General features: G+C 63.2%; 15 protein-coding genes. 6 read left to right on the plus strand and 9 right to left on the minus strand.

The window, feature by feature from the left end; all coding sequences use genetic code 11:
• Nucleotides 1–111: 111 nt before the first annotated feature.
• Genes ACN8M7_RS25665 through ACN8M7_RS25675 form a run of 3 tightly spaced genes read left to right on the plus strand, consistent with a single transcriptional unit; the run spans nucleotide 112 to nucleotide 3,140 of the window.
• Nucleotides 112–1,461, plus strand: coding sequence for an acyclic terpene utilization AtuA family protein (locus ACN8M7_RS25665; RefSeq protein ID WP_490262607.1), 1,350 nt, complete (start codon nucleotides 112–114; stop codon nucleotides 1,459–1,461).
• Entirely contained in the window at nucleotides 1,461–1,784 is a 324-nt protein-coding gene (locus ACN8M7_RS25670) for an AtuA-related protein (RefSeq protein WP_490262608.1), read from the plus strand. Before ACN8M7_RS25665 ends, ACN8M7_RS25670 begins: the two co-directional genes overlap by 1 nt.
• Before the next feature lie 54 nt (nucleotides 1,785–1,838).
• Nucleotides 1,839–3,140 carry a CitMHS family transporter gene (locus ACN8M7_RS25675; RefSeq protein ID WP_490262609.1) on the plus strand — a complete coding sequence of 434 codons (1,302 nt, stop codon included), beginning with the start codon at nucleotides 1,839–1,841 and terminating at the stop codon, nucleotides 3,138–3,140.
• A 64-nt stretch (nucleotides 3,141–3,204) separates the two neighbouring features.
• Here the strand turns inward: ACN8M7_RS25675 and ACN8M7_RS25680 are convergent, their stop codons facing one another.
• The 6 genes from ACN8M7_RS25680 to ACN8M7_RS25705 all read right to left on the minus strand — a co-directional run bounded on the left by ACN8M7_RS25680 (nucleotide 3,205) and on the right by ACN8M7_RS25705 (nucleotide 10,918).
• Entirely contained in the window at nucleotides 3,205–4,449 is a 1,245-nt protein-coding gene (locus ACN8M7_RS25680; protein ID WP_061241055.1) for a saccharopine dehydrogenase family protein, read from the minus strand.
• A 132-nt stretch (nucleotides 4,450–4,581) separates the two neighbouring features.
• Nucleotides 4,582–5,679: a carboxynorspermidine decarboxylase gene (locus ACN8M7_RS25685; protein WP_061241054.1), complete on the minus strand. Its 1,098-nt coding sequence runs from the start codon at nucleotides 5,677–5,679 to the stop codon at nucleotides 4,582–4,584.
• Nucleotides 5,680–5,926: 247 nt separating this feature from the next.
• Nucleotides 5,927–8,254, minus strand: a complete 2,328-nt coding sequence (locus ACN8M7_RS25690; RefSeq protein ID WP_490262610.1) for a DUF6160 family protein — start codon at nucleotides 8,252–8,254, stop codon at nucleotides 5,927–5,929.
• 12 nt (nucleotides 8,255–8,266) lie between these two features.
• Nucleotides 8,267–8,857 carry a DUF6160 family protein gene (locus ACN8M7_RS25695; protein ID WP_061241052.1) on the minus strand — a complete coding sequence of 197 codons (591 nt, stop codon included), beginning with the start codon at nucleotides 8,855–8,857 and terminating at the stop codon, nucleotides 8,267–8,269.
• Nucleotides 8,844–9,905, minus strand: coding sequence for a hypothetical protein (locus ACN8M7_RS25700; RefSeq protein WP_490262611.1), 1,062 nt, complete (start codon nucleotides 9,903–9,905; stop codon nucleotides 8,844–8,846). Before ACN8M7_RS25700 ends, ACN8M7_RS25695 begins: the two co-directional genes overlap by 14 nt.
• A gap of 2 nt (nucleotides 9,906–9,907) precedes the next feature.
• Nucleotides 9,908–10,918, minus strand: coding sequence for a DUF6160 family protein (locus ACN8M7_RS25705; RefSeq protein WP_061241050.1), 1,011 nt, complete (start codon nucleotides 10,916–10,918; stop codon nucleotides 9,908–9,910).
• 310 nt (nucleotides 10,919–11,228) lie between these two features.
• On the opposite strand from ACN8M7_RS25705, the gene mksB reads away from it, so the two are divergent.
• The 3 genes from mksB to mksF all read left to right on the plus strand — a co-directional run bounded on the left by mksB (nucleotide 11,229) and on the right by mksF (nucleotide 16,107).
• Nucleotides 11,229–12,470 carry an Mks condensin complex protein MksB gene (gene mksB, locus ACN8M7_RS25710; RefSeq protein ID WP_490262612.1) on the plus strand — a complete coding sequence of 414 codons (1,242 nt, stop codon included), beginning with the start codon at nucleotides 11,229–11,231 and terminating at the stop codon, nucleotides 12,468–12,470.
• A 119-nt stretch (nucleotides 12,471–12,589) separates the two neighbouring features.
• Nucleotides 12,590–13,279, plus strand: coding sequence for an Mks condensin complex protein MksE (mksE, locus tag ACN8M7_RS25715; protein WP_490262613.1), 690 nt, complete (start codon nucleotides 12,590–12,592; stop codon nucleotides 13,277–13,279).
• Entirely contained in the window at nucleotides 13,276–16,107 is a 2,832-nt protein-coding gene (mksF, locus tag ACN8M7_RS25720; RefSeq protein WP_490262614.1) for an Mks condensin complex protein MksF, read from the plus strand. Before mksE ends, mksF begins: the two co-directional genes overlap by 4 nt.
• A gap of 128 nt (nucleotides 16,108–16,235) precedes the next feature.
• On the opposite strand, the gene ACN8M7_RS25725 is transcribed toward mksF, so the two are convergent.
• Genes ACN8M7_RS25725 through ACN8M7_RS25735 form a run of 3 tightly spaced genes read right to left on the minus strand, consistent with a single transcriptional unit; the run spans nucleotide 16,236 to nucleotide 19,795 of the window.
• Entirely contained in the window at nucleotides 16,236–18,539 is a 2,304-nt protein-coding gene (locus tag ACN8M7_RS25725) for a PqiB family protein (RefSeq protein ID WP_490262615.1), read from the minus strand.
• Nucleotides 18,532–19,149 (minus strand): paraquat-inducible protein A, encoded by a 618-nt coding sequence (locus ACN8M7_RS25730; RefSeq protein ID WP_061241045.1) that lies wholly within the window; start codon nucleotides 19,147–19,149, stop codon nucleotides 18,532–18,534. Before ACN8M7_RS25730 ends, ACN8M7_RS25725 begins: the two co-directional genes overlap by 8 nt.
• On the minus strand, nucleotides 19,136–19,795 hold the full coding sequence (locus ACN8M7_RS25735) for a paraquat-inducible protein A (protein ID WP_490262616.1): 660 nt from the start codon (nucleotides 19,793–19,795) through the stop codon (nucleotides 19,136–19,138). The genes ACN8M7_RS25730 and ACN8M7_RS25735 overlap by 14 nt, the downstream gene beginning before the upstream one ends.
• Nucleotides 19,796–20,035 lie beyond the last annotated feature (240 nt).

Below are 20,035 nucleotides of genomic sequence, written 5' to 3' on the forward strand. Positions count from 1 at the left end.
AATCACCCCCTCTTATAAAAATGTCTTATCAATTGATACCACATTTCGAATTCACAACTTAATCCAGCCCACTCAGGATGGCGCCATAGCGAATTGCAAACGGGCTCGACAATGACAAAAACCGTGCATATCGGCTGCGGCGCTGGCTTCGCCAACGACCGCCCCGATGCCGCCCTGGCGCTGGCCAACGACCTGGCAGGTCGCGACGGGCAACGCTTCCTGTTCTTCGAACTGCTCGCAGAGCGCACTCTGGCCGAGGCGCAACTGCGCCGTCTGCACGATGCCGACAGCGGCTACGCCGCACGTCTGTTCGAGTTTCTCGAGCCGGTGCTGGAAACCTGTCTGGACGCCGGCATCCCCATCATCAGCAACGGCGGCGCGGCCAACCCGGCAGCCGCCGCCAGGCGCCTGCGCCAGCACCTGCAGGGCACCCGCCACGCAGCGGCGCGTATCGCCTGCGTACTGGGCGATGACCTGCTGGCCCGCGACATCGACCTGCAACAGTGGCTGCCCGCGCCACTCGATGGCGAGGTGGTGTCGGTCAACGTCTACACCGGCGCCGAAGGCATCACCCAGGCGCTCGGCGAAGGCGCCGACATCGTGCTCTGCGGCCGCGTCGCCGACCCCTGCCTGGCCGTTGGCCCCCTGCGCCATGCCTTTGGCTGGCAGGCCGATGACTGGGATCACCTGGCGCTGGCCACCACCGTCGGCCACCTGCTCGAATGCTGCACCCAGGTCACGGGCGGCTACTTCGCTCACCCGGGCCTGAAGGACGTGCCGGATCCAGCCAACCCTGGCTGCCCCATCGCCACGGTGAGCGCTGATGGGCAGATCATCATCGGCAAGGCCGCCGGCACCGGCGGCTGCGTCACCGAGCAGACGGTCAAGGAGCAGCTGCTGTATGAAGTCCACGACCCGGCGGCCTACCTGACCCCGGACGTGACCCTCGACCTGAGCCAGGCTCGCGTGCACCAGGTGGCCGCCGACCAGGTCGCGGTCGAGGGTGTGCGCGGCCATCCCCGCCCGGCGCGTCTCAAGGGCCTGGTCGGTCTGCGCGGCAAGTGGTTCGCCGAGGCGGAGATTTCCTATGCCGGCCCAGGTGCCCTGGCCCGCGCCGCCCTGGCCCGCAACATCCTGCTGCAACGCAGCGCGCGACTGGCGCCACGGCTGACACCCTGGATCGACCTGATCGGCGTCGCCAGCCTGTTCAACGACCGCGCCGGCCAGTGGCTGGACGCACGCCTGGCGCAGGCGCAGCAGGTGCAGGACGTGCGCCTGCGCATCAGCTTCATCGACCGCGACAAGACGCTGCTCGAACGCCTGCTGCTCGACGCCGAATCGCTCTACACCAATGGCCCGGCCGGCGGTGGTGGAGTGCGCCGCTACCTGAGCGAGTCGCTGTCCACGGCGAGCTTTCTCATCGAGCGCGACCAGGTTCAACAATACGTGGAGTGGTTCTGATGAGCCCCGAAGTACTGCTGTGCGACTACGCCCACGCCCGCGCAGGCGACAAGGGCAACACCCTGAGCGTCGCAGTGTTCGCCTATGACGCCGCGCATTACCCCTGGCTGGCCGCCGAGCTGACCACCGAGCGCGTCGCCGCCTGCCTGGCGCACCGGCGCATCGGCCAGGTGCGGCGTTATGAGCTGCCCAACCTGGGCGGCCTCAACTTCGTCGTCGAAGACGCCCTGGAAGGCGGCGTCAACGCCAGCCCCGGTATCGACCGGCATGGCAAGAGCCTGAGCTACCTGCTGCTCGACCTGAGGCTGCCGCCGCCTGGCTGACCGCCCTTCCCCGCTCACCGCGACTCCAACAACAATAAAATCGGAGACATCGGCATGATCACTGCCCTCGGCTTTACCCTGATGTTCGTCATCGTCGCCCTGATTCTGATGCGACGTATCACCCCACTGGTCGCCTTCACCCTGCTACCGGTCATCGCCTGTGCGCTGGCCGGTTTCACCCCGGCCGAAATCGGCAAGTTCATCACCGAGGGGCTGAAAGCCGTGGCCCCGACGGCGACGCTGTTCATCTTCGCCATCCTCTATTTCGGCATCATGCGCGAGCGCGGCCTGTTCGCCCCGCTGGTCAACTTCCTGCTGCGCAGCACCGGTGGCAAGCCGCTGGCCGTGGCGGTAGTGACCGTCGCAGTGACGGCAGTGACCCACCTGGACGGCATCGGCGCCGCCACCTTCCTGCTGGTGATTCCCGCCCTACTGCCGCTGTACCTGCGTCTGGGCATGAAGCGGGAAATGCTGCTGTGCCTGGTGGTACTCAGTGCCGGGGTAATGAACATGGTGCCCTGGGGCGGCACCACCGCGCGCGCCTCGGCCGTGACCGGCATCGATGCCTCGCAGCTGTGGATTTCGCTGATCCCGATTCAGCTGATCGGCCTGGCGCTGGTGATGGGCCTGGCGGTATTCCTCGGCCGCCGAGCACAACGCAGCCTGGCGGGCACCGGCGACGCCGGCGAGCATTCGACCGCGACCTCGGCCAGCGATGACGCGACGCTGCTCAGCCCGCGCACCTGGCGCTACTGGGGTAACCTGGGGCTCACCGTGGCCATCCTCGCCTGCCTGTTCACCGGCGCCTTCCCGCTGTTCGCTTGTTTCATGGTCGGCCTGGGCCTGGCTCTGGTGCTCAACTACCCAAGCCTGAGCGAGCAGAACGCCGCCGTGATGCGCCATGCCAGCGACGCCCTGCAGATGGCCCTGGTGATGCTCGCCGCCGGCATCCTGCTCGGCGTGCTATCGGGTGCGGGGATGTCCAACGGCATGGCGCACTGGATGATCAACGTGCTGCCGGAAGGCTCGGCAAGTTGGCTGCATGTGATCATCGGCGCCTTCGGCGTGCCGCTGGGCATGCTGTTCTCACCGGATGCCTACTACTTCGCCCTGCTGCCGGTGATCCGCGATGTCGCCGTGGCAGCGGGTGTCGACCCGGCTGCGGTGGCCAAGGCCATGTTGATCGGCGAGAACACCGGCTTCGGCGTCAGCCCGGTGGTACCGAGCGTGTACCTGGCCATCGGCCTGGCGGGGGTCGAGCTGTACAAGCACATCCGCTACACCGTGCTGTGGGCCTGGGGCATCAGCCTGGTGATGCTGGCCGCCGCCGTGCTGTTGGGTGTGGTCACGGTGTGAAACCAGGCCACTGAAAAGAAAAAAGGATCGCCGAGGCGATCCTTTTTTCATGCTGCGCGCGATCTCAGACGGGCTGATTCCACGGACGGTCGCCGTGCTCGTCCTTGATGCGGGTGGGCAGGCCCATCACATCCAGCAGCCCCAGGAACGGCTCGGCCGGCAGCTCTTCGACGTTGACCATGCGCTTGGCATCCCACTCGCCACGCGCCACCAGCAGCGCAGCGGCGACCGGCGGCACGCCGGCGGTGTAGGAGATACCCTGGCTGTCGGTCTCGGCGAAGGCATCTGCGTGGTCGGCGACGTTGTAGATGAACAGCTCGCGCGGCTGGCCATCCTTGGTGCCCTTGACCAGATCACCAATGCAGGTCTTGCCGCTGTAGCCCGGCGCCAGCGAGGCGGGATCGGGCAGCACGGCCTTGACCACTTTCAGCGGCACCACTTCAAGACCTTCGGCGGTCTTGACCGGTTGCTCGGAGAGCAGGCCAAGGTTCTTCAGCACGGTGAACACGTTGATGTAGTGGTCGCCGAAGCTCATCCAGAAGCGCACGTTCGGTACGTCGAGGTGCTTGGACAGCGAGTGCACCTCGTCATGGCCGGTCAGGTACAGGTTCTGCTCGCCCACCACCGGCAGATCGTCGGTGCGTTTGACTTCGAACATGCTGTTGCTGGTCCATTGGCTGTTCTGCCAGCTGTAGACCGTGCCGGTGAATTCACGGAAATTGATTTCCGGGTCGAAATTGGTGGCGAAGTACTTGCCGTGCGAACCGGCGTTGACGTCGAGGATGTCGATCGACTCGATCTTGTCGAAGTACTGTTGTTGCGCCAAAGCGGCGTAGGAGTTGACCACGCCCGGATCGAAGCCGACCCCGAGGATGGCGGTCACGCCTTTCTCCTGGCATTCGGCCAGGTGCTTCCACTCGTAGTTGCCATACCACGGCGGGGTTTCACAGATCTTGCTCGGGTCTTCGTGGATCGCGGTGTCCAGGTAGGCCACGCCAGTATCGATACAGGCACGCAGCACGGACATGTTGAGGAAGGCAGAGCCCACGTTGATGACGATCTGCGACTCGGTTTCACGGATCAGCGCCTTGGTCGCTTCCACGTCCAGGGCGTTCAGTGCATAGGCCTTGATCTCGCCGGGCTGCTTGAGCCCGCCCTTGGCCTGTACGCTGTCGATGATGGCCTGGCATTTGGAGATGTTGCGCGACGCAATCGCAATACGACCGAGTTCGTCGTTGTGTTGCGCGCACTTATGGGCCACCACCTTGGCAACACCTCCTGCACCAATGATCAGGACATTCTTCTTCAATTGTTCCACCTCCTGGGTACTGCGTTTCTAGACAATTGTTACGTTGGAAAGCGTAGGGCGGATGACGCTTTTCTCATCCACCCTCGTTTGGCAAATGGTGGACGACTGAAGCGTCGGCCACCCTACCTGGCGTCACGATAGGCTGGACAGGTAGTCGTCGAAACCGAACTGGCGAGCCACCTCGATGCTACCGTCGAGTTGTTTCACCACGATGGACGGCATCTTCAGGCCATTGAACCAGTTCTTCTTGACCATGGTGTAACCGGCGGCGTCGATGAACGACAGGCGATCACCGATCTGCAGCGGTTTGTCGAACTGGTACTCGCCGAAGATATCGCCGGCCAGGCAGCTTTTGCCGCAGACCATGTAGGTGTGTTCGCCGTCATTGGGCGCCATCTTGGCGTTGAGGCGATAGATCAGCAGGTCGAGCATGTGCGCTTCGATGGAGCTGTCGACCACGGCCAGGTGCTTGCCGTTGTACAGGGTGTCGAGCACGGTGACTTCCAGCGAGGCGCTGAGGGTGATCGCCGCTTCGCCCGGCTCCAGATACACCTGCACGCCGTACTTCTCGGAGAAGGCTTTAAGGCGCGCGCAGAAGGCATCGATCGGATAGCCCTCGCCAGTGAAGTGAATGCCGCCACCGAGGCTGACCCACTCGACCTGGGCGATCAGGTGGCCGAAGCGCTCCTCGATGGTGGTGAGCATCTTGTCGAACAACTCGAAGCTGCCGTTCTCGCAGTTGTTGTGGAACATGAAGCCGGAAATCTGCCCCATGACCTGCTCGATCTTGGCCGGGTCCCATTCGCCCAGGCGGCTGAACGGACGCGCCGGGTCGGCCAGCAGGTAATCGGAGCTGCTCACCTGCGGGTTGACGCGCAGGCCACGGATGGTGCCCTCGGTGCGCTCGGCGAAGCGCTCGAGCTGGCCAATGGAGTTGAAGATGATCTTGTCGCAGTTGGCGACCATCTCTTCAATCTCGTCGTCGGCCCAGGCCACGCTGTAGGCGTGGGTTTCACCGGCGAACTTCTGCCGGCCCAGCTTCAGCTCGTACAGCGAGCTGGAGGTGGTGCCGTCCATGTACTGCTGCATCAGGTCGAACACCGACCAGGTGGCGAAGCATTTCAGCGCCAGCAGCGCCTTGGCACCGGAGTTCTCGCGCACGTAGGCGATCTTCTCCAGATTGACCAGAAGCTTCTGTTTGTCGATGAGGTAGTACGGCGTCTGGATCATGTCGTCGCCCCAGCAAGGTCAGCCAATGGGTGCCTCAAGGGCCCCCGAAAAAAAGTGGACGCGAATTGTGCCGATAACCGACGCATATCGAAAGGGCATTGGGGATTTTTTGTACAACCGGTGATGACCGGAGCCTGGCCCGCCTGGACGAAGACCTTAAGACAGGGCGGTTACAGCGGTATGACCGATCCGGCGGCTATTTCTGTGGGAGGGGCTTTAGCCGCGCCGGTCACTGCCTGCAGGCCTATCAGTTGATCGGCGTAGCGGTCAGGTTGGCGCGAATATCGGCATTTTGCAGTTTCATGCCATATATGGAGGTGACCGCCCCACCCGTCGGGTGCACGTTCTGGATGCGGTCGATGTTGATTTCCTTGAAGTGCACCCGGCCATTGACGGCAAAACCCAACGGGTCCGGTGAGACCGGCGGGCAGCCGCTGGCGCTCTTGTCGCAGACCTTGGTCGGCGCCACGTCGAGGTTGAGGTCCACGCGCACGCCATAGGTGTTGGCATTGGCATCGCTCGGGTTGCCATCGGAGGTGTGGAAGTTGTCCACCACCAGTTGCGCCCCCGTACCGTTGACGCCGCCGACCCGATCCGTCTCGATGATCAGCTGGTTGCGTTTCTCGCTGGTCGACACGCTAGCCGCCGGATTGCCCGACGCATCGCGCACGAAGACGTTCTTCAAGCCCGCGGTCAGCCCTTCGTTGCCACGATCTTCCCAGCGACCGCCACTGGAGGTGCAGGCCGATGCGCTGGTGCCGCTGCCACCGACGCACAGCGCCCCCGCACCACCAGAGCTGATACTGAGAGTCGAGCCCTGCTCGTAGCGCCGCAGCACGATGCGGCCAAGACTCTGCCCGGTGCTGCGGTCACCCCAGCGCACGTCGTGCACATCGAGGGTCGACCAGTAGGTGCCTTTGTTCAGTTGCACGCCATTCTGGGTCACGTCCAGCGAACCGTCGCGAAAGTGCATGTCGTAGCGCGTACCCGCCAGCCACAGGCCCTTGCCGGTTTCATCGACGGTAATCGCCGCATTGGCCTCGGTGACGAAGAAATCGGCGTTGTAGCCTACGCCGTCGCCACTGGCGCCGCCGGGGCGCAACGTGAGCTGGCCGTTGAGGGTGAAATCGTAGGCCGGGAAGATTTCCAGCAGGACCAGCAACTCGGTACCGCCCTGCAACGGCGCATCGGCGCGACCGACCCGCAGACCATCGAAGCTGTAGCTGCCCTTGACGTTGTTCAAACCCAGGCGCAGACCGTCGAAATGACCGTCATAGCCGCCGCTGCCAGGCTGGGTATTGGCACTGCCGGCGTAACAGCCGAGGCTGATCCCTCCGGCGCAGCTTCTGGTCAGGTCGACCGTCAGTTGGCCGCTGCCATGAGTGCGCAGGCCACTGAACCACATGCTGTTGCCGTTATCGGTGAGCGAGACCGAGCTGCTGACCATGTTCCATGACACGTCCGCAGTGATGCCCTTGAGCCCGGAGTTGGGGTCACCACCCGGCCGTAGCTTGAACCAGTTCTGCCGTGCGCCCTCATCCTGAAAATTGAGGTCGAGCGCCAGGCTGCCGATCTTCTGATTGTTGGGGTTGCCGATGATCAGGCCACCGAGGCTGGCATTGAGCTTGAGATCCTGGAAGGCCAGCTGGGCATAGCGCCCGCTGCTGTCCTCGGCCAGATCGAGGGTGATGCCGTTCTGGCTGCTGAGCACGCCGGCGAAGTTCTCGGCGCGCAGCACACCGTCGTCCTTGTACTGGAACAGGCTGTTGGCGATGGTGATCTGCGGAATCAAGCGCAGCCCCTCACCACTGGCGCCGCCCCCGGCAATGCGGATGCTGCCGCCCAGGCGCAGATCCATGTCCAGTTGGCCGAAACTGCGCGCATGGTCCGGATGCCGCGTATCCGGCAGGTCGGGCGTTACTGCAACGCCAACCTGAGGATCGCCATACGCCAGATCCAGGCCGATGCCGCCGACATGCGCGACGAAGCGCGTATCGCCCAGATCGAGGCGCACGGCGGAACCGTTGCCACCACTGACGATGTCCAGGTAGGCGTTGTTCAGGTAGGCATCGAACGAGGCATCACGCACGATCAGATCGAAGCCGTTGTCACGGTAATAGAAGGTCACCGCATCCAGACTCAAGCGGCTGCCATCGACGCTGAAACCAGCCACGCCGCTGGCCCCGCCGCCGCTGAGTTTCAGGCTGGCGCCGAGGGTATAGAAAGCACGAAAGGCGCCGAAGCTCTTGTCGCTGCCAGCGAAACCGATGGCATTCACCGCCAGTTCGTTCGGCCGGCCCTGGTGCTCGACATGCAGGCGATCATCGATCACGTCGACCGTCGTGGTAGACACACTGCCGGCCTGCTGCGGCCGACTGGAAATACCTTCGACTCGCAGGCTCTGACCGTCCTCGCGGTATTCGAGACTTTCGGCCGACCAGCCGCCACCGGCGGTTTCGATGCTGATACCACCACGACCACTGACGCTAGCCAGGCCGTCATCGTCCAACGCCTGCATGGCCCACACCGGTGAACTGCCAAGTGCGAGCGCCGCCAGCCATCCATAACGCTGCATGATCCGCCCTCCTCAGTTCGTGGGAAACACCAGCACGCTGCCCTGCATGCGAATGGCGCCATCGATCTTGGCCGAGAAGATGTTGGTCTGCTGATAGCTCGGATCACCACCATTGGCGGCACTTAGCGCCTTGTTCTTCCAGCCACCCTGACTGGCCACACCGAAGGAGAAGTTGCCGTCCTTGAAGCGAATCTCGTTGGGCAGCCCCAGCGCCAGCACCTCGCGCTCACCACTGGCGCTGGTCAGCGTGCGGGTGTCCAGGGTCAGGCCTTCGAAACTGAAGATGCCTTTGAGGTTGTCCAGCACGTACCAGCCGGAGTTGGCACCGGAGCGCACGGCCACACGCATGCCGCAGCTTTCCGGACTGGCTGCACCGGCCAAGGCGCAGCTACGCTGGTTGGCCGTCCACTGCGCCGGATCGTTGGTCGTCGGCGTGCCCCAGAGCACGCCACCATCCTTGTTGATGCTGAACTCGCCAGACAGGTAAACCCCGCCCTGCCCAGTCATCTCGCTGAGAGAGCTGTCGTCCAGCGCCTGCATTTCCGCCAGCGCCAGTGCCGGCAGCAACGACAGCAGTACTCCAACCGTTCTAGCGCAGGTCATAGCTGCTCACCTTCAGGTAGTTGAAGCTCAGCCCGGAGATTTCGTTGCGGCCAAAGTTGTAGCCACCGGTGGGCACCGCGGTAGGGCTGCTTCGAGTACCGCCGACGGTCAGGTTCTCGAACACCAGGTTGGTGCGCGGCGCGTTGGCATAGAAGTCACTGGCCAGGGCCTGGCGTTGCGCCGCCGTGGAGGCGCCGCTGGTGGGATTCTGCAGTTCCAGCACGAACTGACCGTCGGCGCTGGAGCGCAGGCGCAGCGGCTGCGACTTGCCGTAACCGAGGGCGATGTTGGCGTAGCCGTTGGTGATATAGAGCGTGCGCGCACCGCGTTGCGCTGCGGTTTCGCCCGCGGTGTTGCAGTCGGCCTGGGCGCAGGACATCACCTCCAGGGTCTTGGCGAAGATATTGATGCGTGCCTCGCCCACCAGCTCACCGTTGCCGTTCTGCCCGGGGTCGCCCCACAGGCGCAGGTAGGAGCCGTCCATTACCAGTTGGTGAAAGTCCAGCGCGAGCATCTCGGTGCGCCCGGCCGCCACCTGGAAGTCGAAGCGCACGCCGAGATCGGCGCGACCACTGGCGCCGGTAGAACAGTTCGAACCAGCCGCCGCATAGCCATCGAGACAGGGATTGCCACCGGCGACCAGGCGTTCGGGAAACTTGAACGACAGCACGGTGATGTCGTTCGGTGTGGTCTGTACCCACTGGCCGTCATCGCGCAGGCTGCGCAGCTCTTCGCCCTTGGCCAGCTCCAGTTCGAACGGATGATCGAGGCTGCCGATGGTCACCGGATTGAGGTTGCTGCCCTTGTTGCTGCCGGCAGCACCAAGGTAGAGATTCTTCACCGAGATCGGCACGTTGCGCCCCTGGCCGTCGGTGATGTCGTTGATCACGATCTGCGCACCCGAACCGTCGAGCAGCACCTGATCGAGCACGAAACCAAGGCCGGCGCCCTGCACGTCGGACAGCTCGGCATCGCTCAACAGCTCCATCGCCTGGGCCGAAGCGCCGAGCATTACGCCAAGCAGCAAGTGGAGTGCGCGAATATCCATGGTCAGCACCCCGAGACGGCGCTGCCAAGGCAGGTGTCTTGGCGCGGGATACCGTTAAGCGCCTGGTTGAAGTCGAATTTTATCCCCGCCACAAGGTTGCCGTTGGCATCGCGGTACTTGGGAATATTGAGAAACGCACCTGCGACGGTATTGATCAGTTCGGAAGTATCCATATCTCGCCATTGCAGATCCTTTAATTGCAGCGAGATGAAGACCCCCTTGGCAGCCTGATCCATACCAGGCGCGCTGACGTTACCGATGTTCAGCGACTGGAACTGACTGAGGTTAAAGCAGGTGGAAATGCCGATGATCTGACAACCTTGAGAGGGAAACGCGCTCAGCAACCCACCTAGTAGATTGCAGTTGGCGACACACTGCACGACCGAACCATCCTTCAGCCCGGCCTGGTTGGCCCGTACGGAATCCGGCGTGCCGTTGTTCACCAACTCGGCCTCGGAACGAATGGTCGAGTTCTCGTTCACCGTCGCACCGAGCAGCAAACGCTGAAAGAAGTTGGCTTCGTCGAGCAGCGGTTTGGCCTTACCCTCGAGATCCACCGCGATCTTGCCGGTGAGATGAGAAATGTCGCCCGACAGCACACCCTTGGCTTCACCGAAACCAATACGCACACCAACGACCTGATTCCCCTCGTATGCCAGTTCCAGGTACGGGTCCACGATCTGAAAGGGGTTGATGCTGTCGTTGGCACCGACTGTGCCCAGGGCAAAGTTGTTGATCAGAATGTCCGAAGCCCGCGTTTCACCCGCGCGCGTGTACCCACCCAGCTCCAACTTCTTGATGTTGAGCTGAGTGTCCACCTTGAGGCCAAAATTGATCCGGGTGTAATTGAGTGATCCAGCGGCATCAGTGCTGAGGTTGATGAACGCCTGCCCGGTGATGTCCGACAGCTCGCTGTCCTCCAGCTCGACCATGTTGGCCTGGACCGGGCCGCTCAAGGCCGCGGCGCATACCAATGCCAGAGCATGTTTGGCGAAGCGAAAGGACTGGCGCATGGCAAAACCCCTGTTCTTATAGTGACGTCGAGCACTCCGGCTCGAACCCTTATGGCCACTATAGGGACAGCAGCGCCAGAGCGGCCCGACCCATAGTCGAGAAAGAGCAGGCAAATGGCCGCCAGCGCCCAGTTCGCCGCCCGGCTGGTGTTACCGGCGGCAACAACGACGTAACACCTCACCTTCCACGCGAGGCAACCTGCCTGCTCCGTGCAACGAGTCACCTGCCTCTGATCGATTCGGACTCAAACCCGGCCTGCAGCTTGCAGTACAATTGCCCCTTTTCACTTGCCTGGAACCCGGCGCCTCGATGATCGATCCCAAGCGCGTTTTGCGCGCCCTCGCCGAACACTGGACGTTGCTCGAACCGCTCTGCGAACGTTTCGACGCGGGCACCCTGAGCCTGGTCGAGCTGCGCGGCCAGCTCGCCACGCAGTTGCCCGACTCCACACCCAGCGACACCACAGCCCTGCTCGACACCTGGATTCGCCTGGACATCCTGGTGCCGGTAGCCAAGAGCCCCAACCGCTTCGAGCTCAACGCGCAGATTCACGACTTTCTCGCTTACCTGCGCCGCGAGCACCGCCTCGGCCTGTGCCTGGAGATCGAAGCCTACCTGCGCCATCTGGAGCGCCTGGCCGGCTACATCCAGGACGCCTTCGAGGTACGCGACGCCAACGACCTGGCGCGCCAGTTGCGCCTGCTCGATATGCGCGTCAGGGACGTCCTCAAGAAGCTGGCCAATGACGAACAGGCGCTGGTCGGGGTGGCCGATCGGGCCAAGACCAGCGACCGACAGATTCCCCTGCGCCAGCGCTATGCCGAAGTGCTGGCCACCTGGGACGAATACGTCGAGCCGATGATCCAGCTGGTCGCCGCCGACGGCGCCTTCGAGCAGGGCGTGCGCCGCGTCGAACAGGTACTGCTGCGCCTGCTCGGCGACCAGCAGCGCCTTGGCCAACTGGTCGACGACGACTTGCTGCTGCGCACCCACGCACGCATCCTGGAAATGCAGACCACCGCCCAGCTGACCCTGCGCAAGGCCCGCGAGCTGCTGCTGCCGCTGCGCGAGGAAGCGCGCCGGCACAACGCCGTGACCCGTGGCGCGGCGCTGGCACTGTCGGTGATCCGCAAGAAGGGCATCGACGCCGTGCCGCAGGCGGCCATGCCGCTGTTCACCCGGCCGCAGAGCAACTTCTTGGGCTCGGCCAGCCAGGTCGAGGCCTACGTCTACGCCCTGGCCCGCTTCGAAGCCAAGCCGGCGCACTTCCCCAAGGCCAGCGGCAGCCGCAAGGGCGGCGCGCCCAAGGCGCCGAAGACCGCGCGCGAGATGATCGAACGCTGCGAACAGGCCCTGCCGCTGCCGGATCTGATGACCTGGCTGCTGGAACAGGAGCCGGAAGGCGCCACCGACGAGCTGCTCTACTGGTTCTCGCGCCTGTCGCGCGAAGGCCGCTTCCAGCGCGACCGCCTGCAGCGTCAGACCTACCTGACCCGCGAGCATGAAATCAGTATCAGCTCCTATGCCCTGGTGGGCCGCCCCGATGCATGACCAACACGTAGGGGGGACCGGGGCGCGCAGCCAACGCCTGCTTTTTTCCACCTTTTTGATTGCCATGCGGTGGACGGATAAAGCGCCGTCCACCCTACGACTGCCCGTGAGCACGACGTATGAACATTGATTTGAAAGAAATGACCCAGCTGGCGGCCGCCTTCCGCGACCTGTTCAAGGGCTACCACATCTCGCGCAGTGAGCCGGAGTGCTACGCCCAGCTGTCGAGCATGCAGGACCAGTACCGCGCCCTGTTCCGCGCCCTCGGTTTCGAGTTGGTCTGCGACCCGCGCGGCTTCTACTACTTCGTGCCCGAGCAGGTCGCGCCGCAGGTGAACAAGACCGCCCAGCGCCTGGCGCTGTTCACCTTCATCCTCGTGGAACATCTCGCTGACCAGGGCCGCGACCCGCTCTCCGTGCTCGACGGCGGCAGCATTGGCCGTGACGAACTGCCGGCGCTGCTGGAGAAGTACCGCGACCTGTTCCTGCAGGCCGAAGTGACCACCTTCGAGGAGCTGGAAGACAAGATCATCCGCCGCCTCATCCAGCTCGGCTTCGCCGAGGACAGCAACGGCGTGTACCGCTTTCTGCCGCCGATGCACCGTTTCCTCGACGTCTGCCTGTCGGTGCAACACGACCGCGACCTGGCCGCCAGTCTGCACAGCAGCGACCTGCCGCTGCCGGCACCGGTGTTGCTGGACGATGACGGCGACGCCGACCCGGCTGTCATCGACAGCGAACAATCCGAGGAAGATGCCCTGGCCCGTGCCATGGCCGAAGAACGTGCCGCACAGGAGATGGACGCATGAGCCAGGAACGCTACGGCATCCGCCGCTTCGCCCTGCTGAACACCGCCGGCTACAGCCTCGGCCTGTTCCCGCTGGAAAACCCGCTGTCGGTGTACGGCGCCAACAACTTGGGCAAATCCGCCTCGATCAACGCCCTGCAGTTCCCCATCCTGGCGCGCATGTCGGACATGAGCTTCGGCAAGTACAGCCTGGAAGCCTCGCGCAAGTTCTACTTCGCCAGTGACACCAGCTACATCCTCGTCGAGGTCGCCCTGCCCCACGGCCCGCATGTGATTGGCGTGGCCGGTCGTGGCCCGGGTGGCGGCTTCGGCCACCAGTTCTTCGCCTACGCCGGCGAGCTGGACCTGGAGCATTATCAGCAAAACGGCACCTGCCTGCGCCAGCGCGAGCTGTTCAAGAACCTCGTCCAGGCCGGCATCACCGCTTACGAGCTGAAGCCCGACGAACTGCGTCGCCTGCTGGTCGGCGGTCACACCAGCATCCCGCTGGACCTGACCCTGATCCCGCTGCGCTCGACCAGCGAGCAAAGCCTGAAGACCTTCCGCGCGCTGTTCATCAACCTGCTGCACATGCGCGAGATCACTGCGGCCAAGCTCAAGCAACTGTTCCTCGATGCCTTCGAGCACAGCCTGCGCTCGGGCAGCGTCGACTACATCGCTGCCACCGAGGAAGCCTTCCGCGACGTACGCCGCATGGAGCAGGACTACCAGGCGCTGGTCACCGCCGGCCCGCTGATCGAAGCACTGGCCTCTGGCGTTGGCCAGCGCGAGATCCTGCGCGGCAAGCTGCATCGCCTGTCGCCGCTGCTCGACAACCTGCTGGGCACCTGGCACGACTACGCCGATGCGCGCAAGGAAGAGCTGGTGATCCAGGCCGAGCACTACAAGAACGAGCAGGATGGCCTGCAGAACGAGCAGCGTGGCGGCACCAGTGAGCTGATGCGCCTGGAGCGCGAAATCAGCGAAATCCAGCGCTGGCTGGGCGAGCTGTCCGTGCTGAAGAACCGCTTCGCCCTGGTGGAAAACGCCAAGGTGCTGGAAGAGCAACTGCTCGCCGCCAAGGATGCCCACGACGAACTGGCCGGCGCTCTGGCGCAGTCGCGCCAGTTCTCCAGCGAGGACCTGGACGAGCGCCTGCGCGACCTGGAAAAACGCCTCAAGTCGGTCAAGCAGCAGCTCGATCACGCCGACAACAACAGCTACTCGCGCCTGCGCGAGGAGTTCAGCCAGGCCGACGTCGACCGCCTGATGCGCCTGTTCAACGGCCAGCTGTTCAGCCTGCCGCTGGGCGAGAAAGGCATCCAGGCCGACGGCGACGACTGGGTCAAGGCGGTCGAAGCGGTGCTCGATCGCTTCAAGGGCGACACCTTCGCCGTGCCGGGCCTGTCCATCGACCTCAGCCATATCGAACCGCCGGCTCTGCAGGCACTGGCCGACCGCGCCGCCCTGCGCGACCAGAAGGATCGCCTGGAGCGCGAGCTCAAGCAGCTCAAGACCCAGCAGTCGGTGGCCGCTGACCGCGCCGCCAGCAAGGCCCAGGCCGAAAACCTGTACCAGGCCGTGCTGGACGCACAGAAAGCCCTGGAGGACTTCCGCAAGAGCCAGACCCTGGCCGCCGAGGAGCCGCAGAAGCTGGAGCGCCTGGCCGAACTGGAAGGCGCCCAGGATGAACTCAAGCGCGCCAGCGATGCCTTCGCCGAGCGCGTGCAGCAGATTTCCGCCAAGCTGCAACTGATCAGCCGTCAGATCGGTGATCTGGAGTCCAAGGAACGCACCCTGGAAGACGCCCTGCGTCGCCGCCAGCTGCTGCCGGCCGACCTGCCGTTCGGCACGCCGTTCATGGAGCCGGTGGACGACTCGCTGGACAACCTGCTGCCGCTGCTCAACGACTATCAGGACACCTGGCAGGCGCTGCAGCGTATCGACAACCAGATCGAGGCGCTGTACGCCCAGGTGCGCCTGAAAGGCGTGGCCAAGTTCGACAGCGAGGACGACGTCGAGCGCCGCCTGCAACTGCTGGTCAACGCCTACGCCCACCGCCAGGACGAAGCCCTCACGCTGGCGAAGGCGCGCCGTGCAGCGGTCACCGACATCGCCCGTACCCTACGCAATATCCGCAGCGACTACGACAACCTGGAACACCAGCTGGCGCTGTTCAACCGCGAGATCAACAAGCGCCAGGTCTCCAACCTGCAAAGCTTCCGCATCGTCCTGGCGCCGAACAAGGAAGCCCTGCGCCATATCGACCAGATCATCCACAGCGCCGGGCAGTACGAGGAAGGCGAAACCCTGTCGGTGTTCGACCTGTCGCAGTCGGCCGATCAGGATGCCAAGAACGAGGAAGCCAAGGACTATCTGTCGCGCCTGGTCGCCGCCAACGGCAACCAGCTGGGCCTGAAGGATCTGTTCGAGCTGGCCTTCGAGATCACCAAGGTGCATGGCCAGCCGATCATCCACACCGACATCGATGGCGCAGCCAGCAACGGCACCACCATGACCATCAAGGCGCTGACCAACATGTACCTGCTGCTGCACCTGATGGATCGCGAGCAGGCCGGGCGCGTGCGCCTGCCCTACTACCTCGACGAGGCGGCGGACATCGACGAGCGCAACCAGCAGGCGCTGATCGAAACCAGCCTGCAGCTGGGTTTCGTGCCGATCCTGGCCTCGGTCAAGCCGCAGGTTTCGGCCCACGTGGCCATCGACCTGGAAGGCGGTAGCGGCCCCAACGGCATCTATATCGACGAGGCGGACTGGAAGTTCATCAAGCCGCGCGAAAGCGCCAAGGCTCAGGCGCCTGTGCAGGGGGAAGCCACCGAGCCGGCCTGAACGCATCGCGGCTAAAGCCGCTCCTACGGTCACGGCTGAGCGGCATTCCGCTTTAGCCGCGAGTTTTTCATAGCCGCAAAAAAAGAAAATGGCCGCTCAATACGGCCCTTTTCATTGCCATGATTGGCTTACTGCTCCAGCACGATCTTCGGCGCCCACTGCATCCAGGCCTCCTGCGGCTCATCGAACAGCGCGAAGGTCTGCCCCGGCTGAGCCGGCCCACCCATCTCCGGATTGTTCGGCGTGGCGAAAGCGATACCGCCCTCGATCAACGCTTCCAGCGACTCGGTGCGCACCTTCAGCCCCTTGAACAGACCGGCATCGACACCGATACCACTGGCATTCCAGAAACGGCTGCCCGAGCGCACCAGCGGTGCGTAGCGTGGCTCGATCAATACATGGATGAGCACACGATCAGAGGTCGGCCCCAGCTCGAAATCCACCACCTTGCCCACCGGCACCTCGCGATAGCTGACGATCACCCCCGGCTTGATCGAACCACGCCGTGGTGCGCTCAGTACCAGGCGCAGGCCATCCTCGCGCACCGCCTGATTCGGCGGGCTTGGCAGCGCAGTGAACTGGGTGCGGCGGGCGCCTTTCTGCGTCGACAGCTGTACCTCCAGATACTGACCGCTGACCAGCGTGCCGAGGTTCTCTGCACGGGTCAGGCTCAGCTCCGGCTTCACCACCCAGAACCGCGAACCCTCGCGGGCAACCTGCTCGGCAGCCTGAGTGATTCGCACGTTGAGCGTCACCGCTTGCAGGTCATCGGTCAGGCTGAGGCTCTCGACCTTACCGACCTCCAGACCTTTGTAGCGCACAGCCGTACCTGGCTGCAGACCAGCTCCATCGGCGACGCGGATGATGATCTGCTGGCCCAGCTGCAAAGCGCTTTCGCGGTCGGCATGCAAAGCGAAGCGCTGCACCTGACGCCCCGACCTGGCCGCCTGCAAGTCAGGCGTTTCGAAGGCGACGCCACCTGCCAACAGAGTCTGCAAGGACTCGCTCTTGACCTCGACACCAGACAACCCGCCCTTGAGGGTGATGCCGCTGGCATTCCAGAACCGTGTGGAGGTATTCACCAGGTGCACGTAGTCCGGCTCGATGTGCACGCCCAATACCACCTGGCGGTTATCGCGTCCCAGCTGATAACTCTGCACCGAACCCACCTTGATCTGCTTGTAGAGCACCGGACTGCCAACCTCGATGGAGCCGAGCTGATCGGTGAACAGCACCAGGTGCAGGCCCGGCGCACCGAGATCCAGAGGTGGAGCCTTGCTACGGGCGACGAAACTGCGCGCCGGCGGACTGCCCTTCTCGCCTGGGCGCACGGCAATGTAGTTCCCCTTCACCAATGCCTCGAGGCCGGTGATACCAGCCAGAGAAATCGAGGGCTTGACCACCCAGAAGTCCGAACCTTCCACCAGGTAGTCTTCCGCCAGTGGGTCGATGGTCAGCTCGGCCGTGGCACTGTTGAGATCGCGATCGACCTTCAGGGCTTTCAGCGAACCCACCTGAATACCCTTGTACATGACCGGCGTTCGGCCTTCCTGCAAACCATCGAAATCGCTGAGCTTCACGACGATCTTGATCCCCGCCTGGGCCTCGTCGTAGTCCTCATAAAGACGAAAGGGCAGCGAGGGATCGGTGGGCGGGCTGTCTTTACGGTGTTCGGGCGTAGCGAAAGCGATACCGCCAGCGACAATGCTGGCCAGCGACTCGCTGCGCAGTTTGAAACCGGAAAGATCGGCATCGACGCTGATGCCACTGGCATTCCAGAAGCGCGTGTGTTTGCGCACCAGATGCGCATAAGCAGGCTCGATGAACACTTTCACCTCTACCGTGCTTTGATCCTCGCCCAAGGTGTAACTCTTGACTCGACCGACCTGAATCTGTCGGTAGAACACAGGGCTGTCACGATTGAGCGAGCCCAGCCGCTCAGCCTTCAGCGTGATATGCAGCCCCGGAACATCGTCGCCCATCGGCGGCTCCTGATTCAGGGCAGTAAAGCTGCGCGAGGGTTCGCCATCACCGGGGCTGAAGGTGATGTAGTTACCGGAAACCAGCGTTTCCAGACCACTGATACCGGCCAGACTGACATTGGGTTTGACCAGCCAGAAACGCGTTTTTTCGCGGAGCAGCTGTTCAACTTCCTTGTTGACCTCCAGCTGCGCCAGGACGCCACGCTTGTCTCCGGACGAATCCAGGCTGATGGCCGTGACCTTGCCGACCGCCATGCCCTTGTACATCAACTCGGTCTTGCCGGCCTGGATGCCCTCGCCACTGGCGAAGATCAACTCGACCTGAATACCGGCCTCGCTGTAGGCACGCCAGGCCAGCCAGCCACCGATCAGCAGTGCGATAAGAGGCAGGACCCAGATGGCCGACCAGTTCGAAGCAGGACGTGTCTTGGCCAGAGGAAGGTCAGTCATGATCGGTTTCCGTGTTGTCCCAGATAAGGCGGGGGTCGAAAGTCAGTGCAGCCAGCATGGTCAGTATCACCACACTGGCAAAGGCGGCGGCACCGGCTCCAGCTTCGATACTGGCCAGGCTGCCAAAATTCACCACGGCCACCAGAATGGCGATGACGAAGATATCGAGCATCGACCAACGGCCAATCCACTCGATGAAGCGGTACATGAGCATCCGCTGTCTGGCAGACATCGGCTGGTGTCGCTGTACCGAATACAACAGCAGAGCAATGCCCACCAGCTTGAAGGTAGGCACCAGAATGCTGGCGATGAACACCACGGCGGCAATCGGCAACATGCCCAAGTGAATCAACTCCAGAACGCCGCCCATGATGGTCGAGGGCGACCCCTTGCCCAAGCTGTTCACCGTCATGATCGGCAGCAGGTTGGCCGGGATATACAGAATCGCCGACGTCAGCAGCAGCGCCCAGGTTCTGATCAGACTGTCAGGCCGGCGCGCATGAATCAGGCCACCACAGCGACTGCAGTACTGATGCTTGGCCTCGACGTCGACAGGGTTGAGTTGATGGCACTCGTGACAGACCAACAACCCCGCATCAATCGCCCGCATGGATATCCTCCCCGGACAAGGCTTCCCAGATCTGATGCGGCGACATAGTCACTTCAAGCCAGACCTGCACCAGCAACAGCGCGATAAAGCAAAACAGGCCCAGGCCGAGGCTCAGGTCAGCCAGGTCCATCAGCTTCACCATCGCCACCAGGATGCCCATCAGATAAACCTCGAGCATTCCCCACTCACGCATGTGGTGGTAGATCCGGTAGAGCAACAAGCCGTAGCTGCGACCAAAGTCGATGCGAATGCTGATCAGCACCAGCAACTGGCAAAGCAGCTTGAGCAACGGCACCGCCATGCTGGACAGAAACACCACCACGGCGATGCCCTGCATACCGCTTTCATACAACCCGATCACCCCGCTCCAGACCGTGTCCTGCGAGATCTGTCCCAGCAGATTGAGTTGCATGATCGGCAGGAAGTTGGCCGGGATATAGAGCAGCAGAGCCGTCACGACCAGGGCCAGGCTGCGTCGCACCACATGATGGCGATGACGGAATAGCTCATAACCACAACGCGGGCACTCGGCACTCTCGCCGTCCTGCAGCACCGGCTTGCGCATCAATAGGTCGCACTCATGACAGGCGATCAACTGCTCGATCGGCAAGGATGACAAGGATGGTTCGGGCAGCGAGTCAGACATGCAGGTCCCCAGGAGAATTCGCGCATTCTACCCGAGCGCAGACAAGCGCCGACATATCGTAGGGTTCAGCACACGCAGCAGAACGTTCGCGAATTGCGCGTTGCGCGTGCACACCCTGCGTTTTCCCGCGCGCAAAGAAGAAACCCCAGACCGCGTTAGCGATCTGGGGTTTCGTATAGGAGCTTGACGATGACCTACTCTCACATGGTGAAGCACCACACTACCATCGGCGATGCGTCG

Origin of the sequence: Pseudomonas spartinae, assembly GCF_965197125.1 — a bacterium.
Lineage (GTDB): Bacteria > Pseudomonadota > Gammaproteobacteria > Pseudomonadales > Pseudomonadaceae > Aquipseudomonas > Aquipseudomonas composti_A.